The 18,541-nt window shown below is 47.2% G+C and carries 11 protein-coding genes and 2 pseudogenes; 9 read left to right on the forward strand and 4 right to left on the reverse strand.

Annotation, left to right across the window (positions count from 1 at the left end):
- Positions 1 to 486: 486 nt before the first annotated feature.
- Together J5A66_RS02295 and J5A66_RS02300 are read right to left on the reverse strand one after the other, a co-directional pair.
- Positions 487 to 816 carry a heavy-metal-associated domain-containing protein gene (locus J5A66_RS02295; RefSeq protein WP_211790857.1) on the reverse strand — a complete coding sequence of 110 codons (330 nt, stop codon included), beginning with the start codon at positions 814 to 816 and terminating at the stop codon, positions 487 to 489.
- A 101-nt stretch (positions 817 to 917) separates the two neighbouring features.
- Positions 918 to 2,978 carry a TonB-dependent siderophore receptor gene (locus J5A66_RS02300; RefSeq protein WP_211790858.1) on the reverse strand — a complete coding sequence of 687 codons (2,061 nt, stop codon included), beginning with the start codon at positions 2,976 to 2,978 and terminating at the stop codon, positions 918 to 920.
- Positions 2,979 to 3,196: 218 nt separating this feature from the next.
- On the opposite strand from J5A66_RS02300, the gene J5A66_RS02305 reads away from it, so the two are divergent.
- From J5A66_RS02305 to J5A66_RS02335, 7 genes are all read left to right on the forward strand, one after another.
- Positions 3,197 to 3,520 (forward strand): hypothetical protein, encoded by a 324-nt coding sequence (locus J5A66_RS02305; RefSeq protein ID WP_211790859.1) that lies wholly within the window; start codon positions 3,197 to 3,199, stop codon positions 3,518 to 3,520.
- A gap of 495 nt (positions 3,521 to 4,015) precedes the next feature.
- On the forward strand, positions 4,016 to 5,098 hold the full coding sequence (locus J5A66_RS02310; RefSeq protein ID WP_211790860.1) for a 4Fe-4S binding protein: 1,083 nt from the start codon (positions 4,016 to 4,018) through the stop codon (positions 5,096 to 5,098).
- Positions 5,099 to 5,352: 254 nt separating this feature from the next.
- A complete protein-coding gene (locus tag J5A66_RS02315; protein ID WP_211790861.1) occupies positions 5,353 to 8,667 on the forward strand; it encodes a SusC/RagA family TonB-linked outer membrane protein in 3,315 nt (1,104 codons plus the stop codon).
- Between the two features lie 107 nt (positions 8,668 to 8,774).
- Positions 8,775 to 10,364 carry a RagB/SusD family nutrient uptake outer membrane protein gene (locus J5A66_RS02320; RefSeq protein ID WP_211790862.1) on the forward strand — a complete coding sequence of 530 codons (1,590 nt, stop codon included), beginning with the start codon at positions 8,775 to 8,777 and terminating at the stop codon, positions 10,362 to 10,364.
- Positions 10,365 to 10,397: 33 nt separating this feature from the next.
- A complete protein-coding gene (locus J5A66_RS02325) occupies positions 10,398 to 11,303 on the forward strand; it encodes a putative zinc-binding metallopeptidase (protein WP_211790863.1) in 906 nt (301 codons plus the stop codon).
- A 19-nt stretch (positions 11,304 to 11,322) separates the two neighbouring features.
- Positions 11,323 to 12,672, forward strand: a complete 1,350-nt coding sequence (locus J5A66_RS02330) for a DUF4302 domain-containing protein (protein WP_211790864.1) — start codon at positions 11,323 to 11,325, stop codon at positions 12,670 to 12,672.
- A complete protein-coding gene (locus J5A66_RS02335) occupies positions 12,673 to 13,779 on the forward strand; it encodes a BACON domain-containing protein (RefSeq protein WP_211790865.1) in 1,107 nt (368 codons plus the stop codon).
- Positions 13,780 to 14,253: 474 nt separating this feature from the next.
- Here the strand turns inward: J5A66_RS02335 and J5A66_RS02340 are convergent.
- Positions 14,254 to 15,309 (reverse strand): annotated as a pseudogene (locus J5A66_RS02340) (IS5 family transposase).
- A 63-nt stretch (positions 15,310 to 15,372) separates the two neighbouring features.
- Complete coding sequence (locus tag J5A66_RS02345) at positions 15,373 to 16,611, reverse strand: glycoside hydrolase family 5 protein (RefSeq protein ID WP_211790866.1); 1,239 nt, start codon at positions 16,609 to 16,611, stop codon at positions 15,373 to 15,375.
- A gap of 653 nt (positions 16,612 to 17,264) precedes the next feature.
- Here J5A66_RS02345 and J5A66_RS02350 point away from each other — a divergent pair.
- Together J5A66_RS02350 and J5A66_RS02355 are read left to right on the forward strand one after the other, a co-directional pair.
- Positions 17,265 to 17,993: pseudogene (locus tag J5A66_RS02350) on the forward strand (IS982 family transposase); the annotation flags it as partial.
- 323 nt (positions 17,994 to 18,316) lie between these two features.
- On the forward strand, positions 18,317 to 18,532 hold the full coding sequence (locus J5A66_RS02355; protein ID WP_211790867.1) for a hypothetical protein: 216 nt from the start codon (positions 18,317 to 18,319) through the stop codon (positions 18,530 to 18,532).
- Positions 18,533 to 18,541 lie beyond the last annotated feature (9 nt).

Below are 18,541 nucleotides of genomic sequence, written 5' to 3' on the forward strand. Positions count from 1 at the left end.
GAGCGGCCCGTTGGGCACCTCCTTGCAGGATTTCGGCAGTGGTGTTGCTCGTTGTTGGCACTGGCTTCATTGGACTTTAACGGCGCCAGCGAAAATCCCTCGAAAGCGGCAACGCCCCCACTCATCCTCCCAACCATCAGCAAGGGCATGCCAAAAGGCAGCCTTTTAGCCGCCATTTTCTTAGCTTTTAGGATGCAAAAGACAAGAAAATGGGTTGCAAAAAGTGGTCTTTTGCAACCCTACTCCTAATCGCTTGAGGTTCAGAAAGATAGCTCCCTACCTCCAAACGCTGGCACATCCCTACCCCATTGCCCCATCCCCTTATATATAATAAGGTGTAACAGGCCCAGGTTGCAGCCCACAGGGCAGGCCCTTTTTTAGAAACGACGCACCCTTCTGAACCTCATTGCGGTGCAAAGCCACCCCATGCAAAGCCTCAACAAAGGGGCACTGCGTGGGGTGGCAACTTCTTTTAGCCTCTGGAAATCACATGTTCTTGCAAGCTTCTCCCTCGTGTGTGGGAATCTTTGCTTTCTGATCGGTTTTCGTAGCCTTATAACCAAACTTCTCGAAAGCCTTCTGAAGTTTCTCTTCGGTTGTTTTCTTAGGGTCGTAAGAAACGTAAACCTTTTGCGCTTCGACATCGGTTCGGATGGCTTTGACCCCCTTTTCGAAGCGGAGATTACCCTTTATCTTTGCCTCGCAGTTGGCACAATGCATCTGCGGAGTGGTGGTAAAGACAACGGTTTGAACATCTTTTGCGGTTGCGATGATGGCGAACAAAGAGAGCACCATCGAGAAAATATTTTTTTTCATTTCTTTATTTGTTGTGGAAAGAGGCACCGGTTGTGTTGCCATGCCTCTGTCCGGGTTGATTGTTTTTTGTTTTTAACGAGCTGCAACGGTTGCAGGAGGGCCTACAATCGTTTTCCAAGATTCATGCGAATGCCCACATATCCCATTGCACCTTGCACCGGTGCGTAGATCATTGTGGGTTCGAAAGCTCTGCCCCAAGGGTTGTTATAGCCCACGATGGGGTTCTTCTGTTTGTAGTTGGTGAGGTTTTCGCCCCCGATATACACCGAGAAATGGCGAAAATAGCGTGTGATCTGCGCGTTCAGCTGCCCGTATGCACTGAAATGGCGCTCCCATGAGGGGTTGCCCAGCGGTGTTGTGTAAGGTTCTGGCAGTCTTCCGCCACCGTTCAACACTGCTGTTGCATCGAACTGCCATAGTCCTAAGGGCGTTTTATAGCTGAGTGTGAGCAGCCCTTTGTAACGACTTTGCAGCGGTTTCCACCGCAGCTGTCCGCCATAAGTGGCCTTCACGAGGTTGTAACGATAGGCAGCCGTAAGCTCAAGAGCATTGAACAGCAGGTAGGAAGCATCTACCTGAACCGTGTGCGAATAGCTTTTCCCATCCAGATGGGTGATGTGTAGCTCGTCGGGACGGGTGTCGTAGTCGACGATTGTCTGCTCGAGGAAGTGCGTGTAGTAATAGTCGGCATTCAACTTCAGCGTCTGTCGACCCACGGGGATGAGAAAACTCAAGCTCGTTCCGTAGTTCCAGGCTGCCTCTTGCCTGAGATCGTCGATGATGAGACGACGTCCCGATGCCATTAGGTAGTTGTTTTCTGCCAGTGCATGTGGACTTCGATAGCCCTTTCCTGCCGAAAGGCGGATCGTGAGCAGGTCTGAGGGCATCCACTTCAGGTGGAAACGCGGGGTGAAAAAGGTGCCATACACGTTGCTATGATCTACCCGCAGACCAGCCATAGCCACAAAATGGTGGTTCATACTGTAGGTATATTGCACGTATGCACCTGGTGTTGTTTCGCTCTCAAGGGCCCTTTCTATCGGATAAAGATTGCCATAGACGGATGGAACAACGCCTTGGGGCAGCGAGAGGCTCTGCCGAAGCGCATCGTGATTGAGGCTTAAGCCCGCAGAAAGGTTGTGACTGGGGGTGAAATCGGTTTCAAAAATCAACGAGGCATAGGCGTTTTTCTCGTTCACATCATATTCTTTGATGCCATAACGAGCATCCTGCTGATGCAAAGAAACATTCCCCATGAAAGCCAAATTCGTTCCGTGTGCTGCATTTAGGATAAGAGCATGCTTCATATAACCCTCGTAACGGTTGGTGTTGATCTCGATTCGGTAGGGCGAAAGACCCCCAAACAGTGCTTGGCCCTTGTGGGTTTGTCCGCTTGTACGGTCTTCTTTCAAGAGCGACAGACCTGTGTGCAAGATGTAATTGCCCCGTTTCCAAAACCAACGGTTCTGCAAATTATACTGTTTTATCTGCGGATCGTCTTGAAATCCATCGCTATTGCCATCGTGATGGCTCCAATTGTTTTCTACGTGCGCCAGTATTTCGGTGCTCAAATTCTTATCGCCGTTGATGTGTAAGTTCCCATCTGCGTTTGCTTCGAACTTGCCCATGGTGCTTCCATAGAGGTTGATCGAGAGTCCTTTGTCGTCTTCTGGCTTCACATATTCTACGTTGATTTGTCCGGTAATGGCTTCGTATCCGTTCTTGACCGAGGAGTTTCCCTTACTCACCTGCATGCTTTTCATCCAGCTTCCGGGAACATATCCCAGTCCATAGGGTAGGGCTGCCCCTCGAAAGTTGGGTAGATTCTCGGTCAACATCTGCACATACGTGCCACTTAAGCCCAGCAATTTCACTTGCTTTGCCCCCGTTGTGGCGTCGGAATAGTTCACATCGACAGAGGGATTGGTGACGAAACTCTCGCCAAGATTGCAGCAAGCCGCCTTGAAAAGCTCGTCGCGGAGAATCTCTTTGCCATTGATTGCCCCTTTGAGTGAGCGTGTTGTGGCCTTACGAGAGGTGATGGTTACGTTTGCTAACGTCTGCTCTTTCATTGTTGTAGCAGAGTCGGGGGCAGCCGTTTGGGCTGCTATGGGCATCGCCAACAAAAGCGTTAGCCCAGATAGAGATATGATTTTCTTCATTTGATTTGATTCTTTGTTGTTGCTCATGTTGATGAAATTGCCAACCAAAGGCGCCCCAACGGCAGGCACGCGAGCCTTTTTGGCGAACGAACAGCGGGGCCGTCGACCGTTCTAAACCTTAGAACAACATGGGATGGTTGGCAATTGGTCACGCCTACGCCCTTTAGGGACTCTGCCAAAAAGGTGCGACGAAGCCTCCATTGCTGGTGTGAACAGGAATGGGGAACGAAAGAATCAAATTAAAAGTGTTGTCAGCATTCGAAGATATTGCCGCGCCGAGCCATGCCAAAGCAGGGGCGACATTCTTCCGGGAACCTTTGCCAAAATGGGCAAAGGCAAGAGTTGAGGAAGCGTTAGCAGTTGCGGAAGAAGAGAAAGCTGAACGGGCAGAACCTGATGGATGCCCGTTGGCGCCATATCTGTTGGCGATAGGGTTTTCATTTGCAGCTTCATGCAATGCCCATCGTCCGCAGTGTTGCAATGTTTTTTTGATGGAACGCTGGCAAGAGAGACATTCCCCGTATGCTCACACACTACTGTGAGGATGCCCGAACCAATCCATACAATCATTGTAGAGAGGAGGAACGAGAGGAGAAGAGTTGCTGATTTTCTCATCATTTGGGCAACAAAGATAGAGATTTCGCCCGGATTCGAGCAACAATTTAGGCTTTTTAGCGTTTCGTTGACTATCAAGCGGGGGTCGCCTTGGGGCAAAAGGAAGGGGGAAAGAAAAGAGCCGGCCGAACAAGAGAAGGGCGTGTGCGGTGGAATTGCAATTCTGCCCCTCTGGCTTGCACGTATCAATAAAATGCCATACCTTTGAAGCCCCCATTTGATTCGTTGGGAAACAACAGATACAAAACAGAGCATCCCGTTCGCTTTCGTCTGCACACAGATCGACTTCGCTGGTAGATAGCCTGCCCATCAGAGAAGACACAAAAGAACAAAGACCGTAACAGAACGCGGAAAGCGCACGAAAGGCGATGCAGATGGCCCCGTTGGAGGAGCCCTTTACAAAGCAAAACAAGAGAAAAAGAATGAGAAAAGGATTGGCAAAGCATGGGTTCAGTTTCCTGGTCTGCCTGTTGGTGATGGTGGCAGCGGCTGTTCATAAGGAACGAAAGTTGATGGGCTACGAACTCACGAGCCAACAACCCAACGGGAAAACAACCCAAACACCCGACACGATGCGAACACTGGCTGACGGGCGAGTGGTGATCTACACCGCACCGCTGGCAAAAGATGTGCAGGGATATGCCGGACCGGTGCCGTTGGAGATCTATCTCAAAGAGGGAAAGGTGCAAAAGGTGGTGGCGTTGGAGAATAGTGAGACGCCCGATTTTTTCGAAATGGCTGCAGAACTCTTGCCTCTTTGGCAAGGAAAAACCACGGAAGAGGCTCTGAACCTGCAGGTAGACGCGGTGAGCGGAGCCACTTTCTCGTCTAAAGCCTTGATTGCTGCTGTGCAAAGAGGACTGCAATATGCACAGAAAAAAGCCCATCGGCCCAGTCTTTGGCAACAGATCGATCGCTCGCCGGCGGCTCTTGCTGCCCTCGTTGTGGTGTTGCTGGGAGCCATCGTTCCCCTTTTTAGTCGAAACAAACGCTATCGCACGGTGCAGAAGGTACTCAACGTGGTGGTGTTGGGCTTCTGGACGGGCACCTTTATCTCCTATTCGCTCATCGTGAGTTATGTGTCCAACGGTGTCAATCTCTGGACTGCTCTCGTGCCGGTGGTGATGTTGATCACGGCTTTTATCTATCCGTTTTTCGGAAAGAAAAATTATTATTGCACACATCTCTGTCCCTGCGGCTCATTGCAGGATTTAACAGGGAAGATACACCACCGGAAGTGGAAGATCGGCCTGCGAACGGAACGCCGACTGGAACGTTTCCGCAAATGGCTTTGGGGCGTGCTGATGTTGCTTCTCATCACGAACGTGTGGGCCTCGTGGATGAATTACGAGATGTTTGTGGCCTTTATCCTCCAGTCGGCCTCGTGGATTGTCATCGTATGGGCCCTGCTTTTTATCGTGCTCTCGGTGTGGGTGCCCCGTCCCTACTGTCGTTTCGTGTGCCCGACGGGCACGCTTTTTAAGTTGGCGCAGAAGATCAAGTAGAGAAAAATCCCTTCTTTTCTTTATCCGTACGTCTGGAAGAACTCTCGAAAAGAGTCGTTTTGTCTTACAAAAACATCTTGAATCGCCATTTTAGCCTTAAAAATGACAAGGGAAAGGCAGGAAAACGAATAAAATGAAAATAAGAAAGATATTTTCATTATTTTTCTTGTAATAAAACGAAATAATTCATACATTTGCCAAATAAGTATAACACGAAAGACAAATGAAGGCAAATTTCAACACGAGAGCTTGATATGAAAAGACGAATGAGTATGATTTTGGGAGCCTTATTCCTCTGTATAGGAATGGCATTTGCCCAAGAAAAAATCTCCGGAACAGTCGTTTCCGGAGAAGACGGAGAACCGATCATCGGGGCTTCTGTTGTTGCGCAGGGCGACAAAGCAAAGGCCGTGACCGACTTGAACGGTAAGTTTACCATCCATGTTGCCGAAGGAAAACTCATTTCCATTAGTTATGTGGGAATGGCTACGCAGACCGTGAAAGCTAAAAACGGCATGACCGTCACGCTGAATCCCAATCAGACGTTGCAAGAGGTGGTGGTTACGGGTATGACCACAACCGATAAGCGGCTCTTTACGGGAGCTACCACCAAGATTAAGGCCGACGATGCCAAGATCAGCGGTATGCCCGACATCAGCCGTTCGCTGGAAGGGCGGGCCGCAGGTGTGAGCGTGCAGAACGTATCGGGCACCTTCGGAACGGCTCCCAAGATTAGAGTGCGTGGTGCTACGTCTATCTATGGCAGTTCGAAACCGCTGTGGGTGGTCGACGGTGTCATCATGGAAGATGTGGTGAACGTGGATGCCGACGCGCTGTCTTCGGGCGATGCGTCGACCCTGATCTCGTCGGCTATCGCCGGTTTGAATGCCGACGATATCGAGAGCTTTCAGATTCTTAAAGACGGTTCGGCCACCTCTATCTACGGAGCACGAGCAATGGCGGGCGTGATTGTCGTTACTACTAAGAAAGGACGTGCCGGACAGGTACACATTAGCTATACGGGCGAATACACGATGCGCCTTATTCCCAACTATTCTCAACTCAACTTGATGAACTCGCAAGAGCAAATGGACGTTTATCAGGACATGGAGCAGAAGGGATGGCTAAAATATGCCGAGGTGGCCAATGCTTCTAACTCGGGCGTTTACGGAAAGATGTATCAGATGTTGAGTGCCTATAACCCCATGACCGGGCAGTTTCTCCTACCCAATACGCCCGAGGCAAAAGCGGCTTATCTGCACGATGCCGAGTATCGAAACACCAATTGGTTCAGCGAACTCTTCTCCAACAACATCATGCACAACCATTCGGTGAGCGTTACGGCCGGTACGGAGAAAGCACAACTCTATGCTTCGCTGAGCGCAATGTTAGATCCGGGATGGAGCTTGCGTAGCAATGTGCAACGCTATACTCTCAATCTCAATGCTTCTTTCAACCTGTCGAAGAAGCTGCAACTGGGCCTTATCGGTAATGGATCTTACCGTAAGCAGACGGCTCCTGGCACTTTGAGTTCTGGAACCGATCCCGTGTCGGGCGAAGTGAGTCGCGATTTCGATATCAACCCTTACTCGTATGCGGTGAATACCTCGAGAACGCTGGATGCTCACACGTTCTACACACGCAGTTATGCCCCGTTCAACATTCTGCACGAACTGGAAAACAACTATATGGACCTGAATGTAGCCGACTTCCGAGCACAGGCGAAGTTGAGTTACAAACCTATCACCAAGGTAGACCTTAGTGTTTTAGGCGCAGTAAAATATACCGGGACCTCGCGCGAACATTATATCACGGAGAGTTCAAACCAAGCACAGGCCTACCGAGCTATGTATACGTCGGTGATTCGTAACAATAACCCCTATCTTTACAAAGATCCGGAGCATCTGTTCGACCTCCCTATGTCGGTGTTGCCTTACGGAGGAATGTATCATCGCACGGATAACCGAATGTTCGGATGGGACTTCCGCGCATCGGCCAGCTACAACGACGTTATCGCTAAAGACCATATCATCAATACGTACTTAGGTATGGAGACCAATTCTTATACGCGTCACAGCTCGTGGTTCCAAGGTTATGGCATGCAATACGAGATGGGTGAAGAGGCGAATTGGGCTTATCAGATGTTCAAGAAGAAGCAAGAGGATGGCGGTAGTTATTATGGGCTCGGCAATACCAATACGCGTAGTGCGGCTTTCTTTGCCAATGCTACCTATTCGTGGAAAGGACGCTACACCGTGAACGGCACTTTGCGCTATGAAGGCACCAATGGCTTGGGTCTTTCGCGACAGTCACGATGGCTCCCCACTTGGAATGTGTCGGCAGCATGGAACGCACATGAAGAGCCTTGGTTTGAGAAGAAAGTGGGCAAGGTGATGTCTCATTTCACTTTCAAGGCTTCCTACTCGCTCACAGCTGACCGTCCGCCGGTGACAAACGCTCTGGCGATCATCAAAAGCATCACGCCCTGGCGATATTTCACGGGTAATAGTGAGACAGGATTGTATAGATCGAACCCTGCCAACCCCGACTTGACCTATGAAAAGAAGCATGAACTGAACTTAGGCGTGGACATTGGTTTCCTGAAAAACCGCATTAACCTCTCGGTAGACTGGTATAAACGTAACAACTACGACCTTGTGGGAGCTACGGCTACCGACGGAACCGACGGATTCTCTACCAAATATGGCAATGTAGCCTCGATGGAGAGCAACGGTTTGGAGCTGAGTCTGACCACCAACAACATCAAAACGAAGAACTTTACGTGGACCACCAACTTTATCTACTCGTATATCCATAATGAAATCACAGATTTGAAGGCCCGTACAAGGATGTACGGTTTGGTAAGCGGTTCGGGATTCGCTCGCAAAGGATATCCGGCACGCTCGCTGTTCTCTATTCCTTTCATGGGACTTACGGGCGATGGACTGCCCACTTTCCGCGACCAGGATGGAAATATCTCGGTGAAGGGAATTCAATTCCAAACCTCCGACCCCGAGAAACTGAACTTCCTGAAGTATGAAGGACCTACAGACCCGACGAATACGGGTAGCTTCGGCAATATCTTCACTTACAAGGGATTTACGCTCAACGTGTTTCTCACCTACTCGTTCGGTAATGTGGTGCGGTTGAATCCGTGCTTTAGGAATTCTTATAGCGATCTTACCGCAACTCCAAGAGAGTTTCGCAACCGCTGGAGAATACCCGGTGACGAGAAAACTACGAATATTCCAGGTATCGCAACGGCACGCCAGAACTACGAAATTGCGAATCTCAACATTGCTTACAGTGCCTACAACTACTCGACGGAACGTATTGCCAAGGGCGACTTTATCCGTTTGAAAGAGGTTTCCTTAGGGTACGACCTGCCCAAAAAGCTCATTTCGAACCTCGGTCTTAGCACCATCTCGATGAAGTTGCAGGGCACTAACTTGCTGTTGCTTTATGCCGACAAGAAGCTGAACGGGCAAGACCCCGAGTTCTTTAATACCGGCGGTGTGGCTATTCCGATGGCTAAGCAGTTCACCTTCACACTAAGAGTAGGGCTTTAATGACAAGAAAGGTTTTTCTTCGATAGATGGACAGACAGGGGAGAACCCGTCTCTGCCTTTCCTTCATAGGAGAAGAACGATCTAAGAATGCTAAAAAGAAGAAGACAATGAAGAAGAATAAGATAGTAAGCACAGGTCTCGTGGCCTTGGGACTGTTGCTGAGCGGCTGCAACGACTTTCTCAATGTGAATCCCGACAACCGTACAACGGTGAACAACGTAGAGAAAATCAAAGGAATATTGGTTTCTGCTTACTCGGTTAACTCTAACCTAATGGTGACAGAATACATGTCGGACAATGCAGACGAATACAAGAATACCCGCACCGATAGGTTCTTTGATCAGACCTACCGATGGGAAACGATTACCGATGTGGCACCTAACGATGCGCCCGAACGTTGGTGGGGTAGCTATTACTCGGCTATTGCCAATGCCAATACGGCCCTCAAGGCTATAGAAGAACAGGGTGGAGCAACCACCGTAGAACTGAAAGAGTGCAAGGGAGAGGCCTTGATATGTCGCGCCTACGCCCACTTCATGTTGGTGAACCTGTTCTGTCAGAACTATAACACTCAAACCGGCAACAAGGATCTGGGTATTCCTTATATGTATGACACCGATACGAAGATTGGTGTGGTGCGTAATCGCGAGACGGTAGCTGCTGTTTACGAGAAAATAGGTAAAGACCTTGAAGAGGGTCTGCCCCTGGTGGGCGACTCGCACCTTAAGGTTCTGAAGTTCCATTTCAATCAAAAAGCGGCATATGCCTTTGCAACACGCTATTATCTATTCCACGAAGAGTGGCAGAAAGCTGTGCAATATGCCGGCGCTTGCCTTGGAAACTCGCCTCAGACAGTGCTTAGAGACTGGAAAAGCTATGAGGATATGCAGCGCGACCGCAAAGCTTACACACTGAAATATGTGGAGAGCTCGAACAAGTGCAACCTGCTGTTGCAAAGTGTGGCCTCCGAGGCACCACGTGCGTTTAATAACTTTTACGCTCTCAAGAAATATGCACACGGCCCTTATTTGGATAACAATGAGACATTCAAAGCTCCTAATATATGGGGCAGTGCCACGTTCTACGATCAAGGTCCGTTCCTCTATGTTGTCGGCGTAGACGAGGCTTACGACATCCCTTGGCGTATTCCATTCCTGTTCCAAGAGACAGACCCTGTGAAGCATACGGGGTATCTGAAGACCATCTTCCCGGCATTTACCACCGACGAATGCCTCTTGAACAGAGCCGAGGCTTACATCATGCTGAAGAAATACGACCTCGCGGCAGCCGATCTCACTCTTTGGATGCAGAACATCCTGAAAACCACGATGGTGCTTACGCCCTCTTCTATCGAGGCTTTCTACAAGCCCATCGGTTATAGCTATGAGGATGCGGACAAGATGCTGTCTACCATCAAGAAGCATCTTCATCCTAAGTTTGCCATCGAGGCAGAAGGCAGCAGGCAAGAATGTATGTTGCAGTGCGTGTTAGGCTTCAAGCGCATCGAAGCCTTGCATACGGGTGCTCGTTGGTTCGACATTAAACGGTATGGCATCGAGATTGTTCGACGTGTCATTGACAGCAGCGGCGTACCCGAGAAAGTGACCGATCGCCTGTTGCAAGACGACCCGCGCCGCGCCATCCAGCTTCCGCCAAGCACGTTGGATGCTGGTCAGACGCCCAATCCGAGAAACTAACAAGCGACGTTTAACGATAAATTCAGCACAAAGATGAAAAAGAACCTATTCATATCCACCTGTCTGTTGGGGCTGTGTACGCTTTTCGCAGGCAGTTGCTCAGAAGATAAGCTCTCGTCGGAGAGCGTCATCACCTTGGGCAAAGAAGGGTCGACACCTCTCGACCAATGGCTCAAGCGGAACTACATCGACACGTATAACATCGAGTTCAAATACCGATACAAAGATGTCGAGTCCGACTTCTCTTATTATACCGTTCCCGCCCGATACGACAGAGCCGTGAAGATGGCCAATTTGGTGAAGTATTCCTGCCTCGAGGCGTTCGACGAAGCAGCGGGGATTGACTTCACCCGCAACAACTTTCCCAAACTGATTTACCTCATGGGGAACTGGGAATTCAAGAACAACGGTACCTATATTCTCGGTACGGCAGAAGGAGGAAAGAAGATTTTACTATCGGGTATCAACTACATCGATCAGGTGTTGACGGATGCGAAGAGCATCAACCAGTATTATCTCAAAACTGTTTACCACGAGTTTACTCATATCCTGAACCAGACTAAACCCTATTCTGCCGACTTCCAGCTTGTTACCGGCAAAGGCTATGTGGCCGACAGCTGGAGCAAAGAACCTTATGTGACAGACAACTATTGCTTGGAACATGGTTTTATCTCGGCCTATTCGCAACACTCGGACATAGAAGATTTTGCCGAGATGTTCTCTATCTACGTGACCAATACCCCCGAGCAGTGGGAAAAGTGGATGAAGATAGCAGAGGCTAAAGGTCAGAAAGGCTTTATCGTTTCCAAACTCGACATCGTGCGCAACTATATGCGCGACTCGTGGGGTATCAATCTCGACCAGCTGCGTGACATCTTCCTGCGCCGCCAGGCCGATATTGTTGCAGGTAGAATAGACCTGACCGATATTTCGTTATAACCCTTAATCCCTTAGAACAATGAGAAGATATAAAATATGGTCAGTGCTCGCACTCTTGCTCGCGATGCTTTCGCTGCAATCGTGCTTGAAAGAACAGTCTGACACTTTCGACAAGGCATCGTCTATCCGGCTGCAAGAGTATATGGACAAGGCGCAAACCACCTTGGTGAATGCACCGCATGGATGGCTCTTCGAGATATTTCCCGACAATACGCAGAAATACGGCGGATTCGCCTTCACGGTCAAATTCGACCAACAACAGGCAGAGGTACGTAGCATTCTCTCGCCCGGTGTTGTGGCCACCTCTTATTATAAGATGACTGCCGAGCAAGGACCCGCTATCACGTTCGATACCTACAACGAATTGATGCACCGCTTCTCTGACCCCTCGTCAGAGAAATACCAAGCGGATCGGGGTGACTTCGAATTCGTCGTAGACAGCATCTCGGACGATTTGATTCCTGTTCACGGCTACCGAACGAAGAATACCATGTTCCTGCGCAAGCTCACCAAGCCCGCCGAAGAGTATCTCACAGACGTGAAGACGTTTACGGCCGATTTCATCAATGCAACCATGTGGGCTTTTAAAGGTCAGGTGAACGGCGTAGAGATACAGGGAGAAATCAGCCCTTCGAGTAGGAAAATCGTTATTTCCGTAGGAGGACGACAAGTGCAGGAAGCCGTGGTCTTCACCGATAAGGGTGTTCGACTCTACGTTCCCATTAGCGTCAACGGTATGCCGCTCTATGAGTTTGAATTCGATAAGACCACCCTCAACTATGTGGCAAAGGATTTCTACGGACATTCTGTAGCCTTGCAAGGCGAACGTCCGGCATGGTACAGAACATTCAAGGCCCATGAAGGAACCTACGACTTGACGATGACGGCCTATGTAGGAGATGCTTCCGGCAATTACACCACATCCGATGTCACCACCGAGGTGCAGTTAGTGGCTGGAAGCGATAACAACTCTTATCTCATCAAAGGATTGAACGATGGCTATGATGTCAAACTGGCTTACGACCGAGCAAAAGATCGACTCAGCCTCAACTACCAAGTCCTCACAACGTTGCCCAACGGCCATACTATCCGAATGCTGCCTTGGGACACGCAGAAAGGATATATTACTTGGACGGAAGGAGTAGGGCTCAGCTTGCTGTGGAACAAAAACACACAGACTTACAGTTTCGCCGACAACGGCGTTTGGAAACTGAATGGCGACAATGTGGTGCACGGTTTCATCCTGTACGACTATGACAATAGCGGAACACGCTTAGGAGCAGCCGAACAACCCTCTTTCTATCCCTATATCTTCAAGGGCAATATCCCTTACATCACAAAAATGAAAACCCTTAAAAAGAAAAGCTAAATGAAAAAGTTCATCTGCTTTCTGCTTGCTGCCACGGCCCTGTTTGCCGTCGGTGCCTGCAGCAACGACGAGACCGGCGGGGGCAGAGCCGCCAAGGCCATTGTCGTTGATAGTGCCAATGTGCTCTTCTCCGATGCTCCCGGCACAGGGAAGGTGGTCGTAACGGCAGCCAACGGCATCACTAAGGTCGAGAGCTCTAACGACTGGTGCCAAGCCACCATCAATGGCAACACGGTTGTCGTCACCGTTACGCAAAACCTCTCGCGTATGGGACGTGCAGCGCAGCTCACCATTTGGTCGGGCAATGATTCACAACAAATCACCATCCAGCAACTCGGTTTGTCGGGAATTTTCTTCAGTGGCCAGGAAGATAACCTCGTGGCCTATAAAGATACGGTGCTCACTTTTCCGCTCGTGTCGCCGGCAGGATATCCCATCTCGGTCACAAGCACAGCATCGTGGATGAGCACTACCATCGAAAAGGGTATTCTCAAGATTGCCGTGACAGCCAACACCAGCAGCAACTATCGAACGGGTAAACTCATCTTTACCTCCGGACCACGTAACGACAAGATGGAAGTAACTGTTTCGCAAGGCTGGAACATGGCCTCGAAAGTGGACGGAGCGTGGAAGCTCTACTACTATTCTACCGCCGACACGACAGGACGGCAACCCAGAGTGTGGAACGTCACCCTCAAGAACGACTCGATGCACGTTGCCTTTGGTTCACGCGGCAACATCATCATCCCCATCAAGGCAGATCTGCTTTATGCTAAGTTTTCTATTCAGGCAACGGTGCGTTGTGGTGGAACCTATCAAGGGTACACGCCCTTCTTATTCTTCGGGACGCCCGACAACAAATCGTGGTCTGGCTACAACCGCACCACCTCGCTGGCAGAGGGCCGAGTGATGGCCGACGGTCAAGGCAATCTGCGTGTGCATTTTGCTGGGAATGTTTATGACGAACGTTACGAGTTTGCCTCGTTCCTCTTCTATTTCCACGACGGAGTTCCATCGGGCTTACCCACTAGCAACAAAACCCTTAAGAGCAGCTTTAATCCGATGTTCTACCCTTACTTGGTAAAAGAAGGTGCCGTAACGCCGTAAAAGGCAACGCAAAGGTTCCGCCTTCGGAGGACAAGTGATCCGAAGGTGACAAAAATACCGGCTGCAGTCCTCGCGCTGCCTCATCAGTCAATGGGCATTGAAGTCATCTTCAATGCCCATTTTCTATTCTATACCAGTCAACTTGCAAGAAACTATCAACACAACAGAGAAGAGAGGTCACCTCCCGATGTGCGAGAGGTGACCTCTTGCTATGCGGGAGATGACCTCCCGCACCTTGAGAGGTGCCTTCCTTTTTCTCGGGAGGTCATCTCTCGCCTATTGCGCAATGGCCTGCGTCATTTTTGCAAAGCATTGAGATTTCATTTTCTGGAGATGAAATGAGACCTCTGCAAAACCTGCACCCTCTCAATTTTCACCTATATACTCTTAGAAGAATGAATATTTTTGACCAAAAGATGCCGTTGGAGGTTACTTTTTGAGTAGATAATAATCTTTTATCGGTGTATTTTCATGTTATCTGATAGAATTTGACACAATAATCCCTGGTGTTCGGTATAAGTTGTAGGCAATGGATTCCATAATATGCTGCGCATGTGTTTTTGAAAGTCCAACGTATCTTGCTATTCCAGCACCAAACCATCTATGCATAGAACCAAAGGTACGTTCTACTTTGTAGCGTGTCTTACTCATAGTAATGTTGATACGTTGCTGCCTTTCAGTAATTTCATGTCCTCTTGTTCCCTTATGCATGATGCGACTTTTAAGTTTCATACGTTTGAGGGTTTCTTTGTTCTCCATCGAGTCATATCCTTTATCGGCATAAACAAGTGCTTTCCGTGGCAATTTAGCTTTCTTTAGGGGTGTTTCTAAGTGTTTCATATCACTTTCATTGGCAGCTGTCGTTTCCTCGGCAAGCACCATTCCGTTTTCATCCGTTACCGTGTGACGCTTGTAACCGAAGTGGAGCTTTCCCATCTTCTTTACCCAACGGGCTTCTGTATCTACGTTAGGCTTGACAACTTCTTTGAGTATAGCTTTCTCAGAAGCCTCTATGTTCTCATCCTCTTTTCTATCCTCAACGACCTCATAGCTCTTACCTCCACGGGGGCGGTGGGGAGTATTCGTAATGCTGGCATCAACAATGGCACCACGCTTAACAATGATTCCTTTAGCTTCCAATTGCCTGTTAAACTCCTCAAGAAGCGTATCATACAAATCCGCTTCAACAAGAATGTTGCGAAAACGGCACACTGTAGTACTATCAGGAACGATATCTTCCATGCCAAGACCTGCAAAGCGACTAAAAGACAGGCGGTCGTTAACCTGATCTTCAACTTCTCCGTCACTCAGACCATACCAGGTGCGGAGTAATTCAATCTTGAATAAAACAAGGCTGTCATAGCTGGGCCGACCGGTAGACTTATAACCTTTTGTATAAGCCACTTCTATTATAGCCCGAATAGGTGCTCAATCAATAACTGTGTTTATTTGTGAAAAGAATGTCTACTTGACCTTTCTTTGCGCAAGGAACATATCAGCAAAACTGGGAGAGGATAACTTCTGTTTCATACGATAAAGGTACAAAAATATTTAAGAAAATTATGGGAAGAGTTTTGCAGAGGTCTCATATTGTTATTTTCCTGATGCGGGAGTCTTTTTATTCAACCTCTTGAACACATCCTTAAAATATTTGGCCCGTTGAGTTTCTTTTGCTTGTGGAGCTGGAGCCTTTTCTCTACTAAACCAGAATGCATTAAGACCTTCCGGACTTTCCAGACTCCATCCTTGCCACTCGCGGAAAGCATGGAAGCACCAAGAGAAATTATTCTTCTCGAAGATATCTATAACATCTTTAAACCAATTGATAGCCGAATTTACAGGTGCCCATGTGATGACACTGAATTCACCGATCAAGACAGGAACTTTATATTCAGAGGCAAAATTTGTCAGGGGCTTGAGTTCAGCTTCTAAGGTTGCTTTGTTACAATAAGTTTCTTCCTTTTCCCACCAATGGTTTTTGGCCTTTCCCGGGTATTCTCTTTTGAAAGAAGCAATGGCTTCTTCATGAGTCATTGTTTTGGAATTGTATTCTCCTTTATATAATATTCCCTGACAAGCAAAGGTTTCAGGGCAATAGAAATGAAGACTGTATACCACCCGCTTGTCTTTCTGAATAATCTTTTTCTTTTCTTTTTGGAAGGTTTCTGCCACCAGACCGGGTTGGAAAACAATCCATACGTTTTTGTTAACAGTGCGAATTACTGTTATGATATCGGGTACCATAGCCAACCATTCCTGCACCGCAGCTCTGCCTTTCTCGCTGGGCTCGTTGAAAAGATCATATCCCCATATCTCATTTTCGTATTCTTTTTTTGTAAAATGCTGTGCAATGTTCTTCCACATCCGGATAAGAGCATCTTTCATTTCCGGATGATTTGCCCAAAAACCACGCTGGTTGTGGTCGTCTAATGTTGGTACTTTTCCGTTTACATAGATAGGAGGCTCATGCAAGTCTAGAATAACTTTTACATTTACACTTTGTGCAGCACGTACTTTTTCTTCTACCGAATTCAGATATTCCGGCAAGGTTGCCCATAAATCTTTTCCCTTTTTCAAAGCATAAGTTGCTGGGTTAAGTTGCAATCTTATGACGTTGGCGCCCCAAGTACTCAAATCTTTGATTGTTTGTGGGTGTAGTCCGTTAGCAGTCTGAACCATGAAGCCTCGCACTCTTGGGGGGGACGTTACTACTACCGGTGGGTTAGGGGGATTAGGGTTGGGATTAGGTGCAGGAGATGTGTCTGGGGTATTCTTATCACCGCAAGCAAATAGGATTGGCAACATAAACAACAATGCAATAATTTTTTTCATAATTACAGTTTTAAGTTAATAATTAAAGTATGAACAATGCTGTGTTCTTCCTCATAATTTTAGTTCTAAGTATTGTTAATTAAAATGAGACTATAACCGTATTCTGTTCAACAGATATATTAATTTTGATTAGCCTTTTACTAGTATATTAACGTGAGTTCGACGAATTCTCGTTATGTTAATAGCATCTTGAACATGAACGATAGCCTTCACTTCGTGCAGAACTTAAAGATGTGCGAGAGTAGTTTCCACGCCACAATGCAGGACAAGATGTTCGTGAATGGTAACAAGAACCTGTAGGAGTGATGTATACAACCCGACCTACTTTAACAGAGCGGGTAGATCTTTTCTTATGGACACTTGGCTTACGGGCTTTCGAACGCTTACAAGCTTTCCTCCCCTTATACTTCATTTGCGTCTGCAAACTAATGTTTTCTGCGCGGGTTGTAGATGTTGTTTCATACGTAAAACTACTTGTGCCTATTAGTGTTGCCACGAAGAGAAGAACAGAAAATAGATGTCTCATAATTTTGTTTATATTTGTTATTAATAACGTGAGTTTGATGAATTATAAGTGTCTATAAATTTGGTGATTAGCGAAATTTGTTGTAATTGTAAGGTGTTGATATATAGAATTACAAACAAAAATCGCTATGATCACCGAAGACAAAATTACTGAAATATTTTGTATGGCAGACGACTTCTGCAAGTTTTTTGACGCTATGATAGCAAAATATACGCTAAAACCTACCGGGAAAAGAAAATATCATCGCAGTTCTACGATGTCAAAGGCCGAAGTCATGCTGATAATGATTCTTTTCCACGACTCCGGTTATCGCTGCTTTAAACATTTCTATCTTGAAAAAGTATGCAAGCATCTTCATCATCTGTTTTCCAATGTTGTTTCTTATAACCGTTTAGTAGAATTGGAAAGGGAGGTAGCCGTACCCTTAACCTTGTTTATCAAGAAGGTCCTCTTGGGCAAATGCACGGGTATAAGCTTTGTTGACAGTACACCATTGCGTGTCTGCAAAAACCAGAGAATACATATTCACAAAGTTTTCAAAGGCATAGCCCAAAGAGGAAAATGCGCTATGGGTTGGTTCTTCGGTTTCAAATTGCATTTGATTTGCAATGAGAAAGGAGAGCTTCTCAACTTTATGATAACGCCGGGAGATGTTGATGACCGTAAGCCTTTGGAGCACAAAGCATTCATAGATTTTATATATGGTAAGCTGGTCGGTGACAAGGGGTACATCAGCAAGAACCTCTTTCAAAGGCTTTTCGTTGACGAAATACAACTTATTACCAAATTGAAAAGTAACATGAAAGGAGCTTTAATGAGTGTTTCAGACAGACTTTTTCACTATAAAAGACTTTTGCAAAGGTCTCAAGATATTTATTAGCAGCAAAAGTCTTTTTCCGCCAAAAACATGTATTTTTGCAGTACAAACTATGGCTAAAAGCCATCTTTTGTACTACATATTGAAATAACGAAGCGTTATGCTCGACTTGCAATCGGAAATATGAGAAACTACTGTTGTACGCAAGAAAAGTATGATGACTCGCGTTATAGCGTGAGCCGATTACAATTCCTCGTATTAAGGCAATTCTCACAGCCTCCGATTGAAGAAATAGTATATCAGTGCCACGCTTCATAACGAATAAAAGGCTCTATAGGCTACTGAAGGGCATAAATAAGAAAATGAGTCAATTATCAAAAATTTTAATTACGGTAGGTGTCGTGTTCCTTTTTATGGTTGTTTTTGGTGCTATTGCAGGTGCAGCAAGTGATGCCGGTCGAACACCTGGAATATTAGGTTTAATAGTCTTTGGAGCCTTGATTGGTGCATTAAGGGCTATTTGGAAAAAAAACAAGAATGATGATAAAAACGACAACAATTCGATCCTTCAGAAATAGTTTTCGGCA

Origin of the sequence: Prevotella sp. oral taxon 475 (genome assembly GCF_018127805.1) — a bacterium.
In the GTDB taxonomy this organism is placed as follows: Bacteria; Bacteroidota; Bacteroidia; order Bacteroidales; family Bacteroidaceae; genus Prevotella.

What these genes read in the sequence shown, in the direction of transcription:
- J5A66_RS02300 (WP_211790858.1), bottom strand. Translation starts at nt 2,978, where the DNA reads ATGAAGAAAATCATATCTCTATCTGGGCTAACGCTTTTGTTGGCGATG.
- J5A66_RS02345 (WP_211790866.1), bottom strand. Translation starts at nt 16,611, where the DNA reads ATGAAAAAAATTATTGCATTGTTGTTTATGTTGCCAATCCTATTTGCT.
- J5A66_RS02320 (WP_211790862.1), top strand. Translation starts at nt 8,775, where the DNA reads ATGAAGAAGAATAAGATAGTAAGCACAGGTCTCGTGGCCTTGGGACTG.
- J5A66_RS02330 (WP_211790864.1), top strand. Translation starts at nt 11,323, where the DNA reads ATGAGAAGATATAAAATATGGTCAGTGCTCGCACTCTTGCTCGCGATG.
- J5A66_RS02315 (WP_211790861.1), top strand. Translation starts at nt 5,353, where the DNA reads ATGAAAAGACGAATGAGTATGATTTTGGGAGCCTTATTCCTCTGTATA.
- J5A66_RS02335 (WP_211790865.1), top strand. Translation starts at nt 12,673, where the DNA reads ATGAAAAAGTTCATCTGCTTTCTGCTTGCTGCCACGGCCCTGTTTGCC.
- J5A66_RS02295 (WP_211790857.1), bottom strand. Translation starts at nt 816, where the DNA reads ATGAAAAAAAATATTTTCTCGATGGTGCTCTCTTTGTTCGCCATCATC.
- J5A66_RS02305 (WP_211790859.1), top strand. Translation starts at nt 3,197, where the DNA reads ATGGGGAACGAAAGAATCAAATTAAAAGTGTTGTCAGCATTCGAAGAT.
- J5A66_RS02310 (WP_211790860.1), top strand. Translation starts at nt 4,016, where the DNA reads ATGAGAAAAGGATTGGCAAAGCATGGGTTCAGTTTCCTGGTCTGCCTG.
- J5A66_RS02355 (WP_211790867.1), top strand. Translation starts at nt 18,317, where the DNA reads ATGAGTCAATTATCAAAAATTTTAATTACGGTAGGTGTCGTGTTCCTT.
- J5A66_RS02325 (WP_211790863.1), top strand. Translation starts at nt 10,398, where the DNA reads ATGAAAAAGAACCTATTCATATCCACCTGTCTGTTGGGGCTGTGTACG.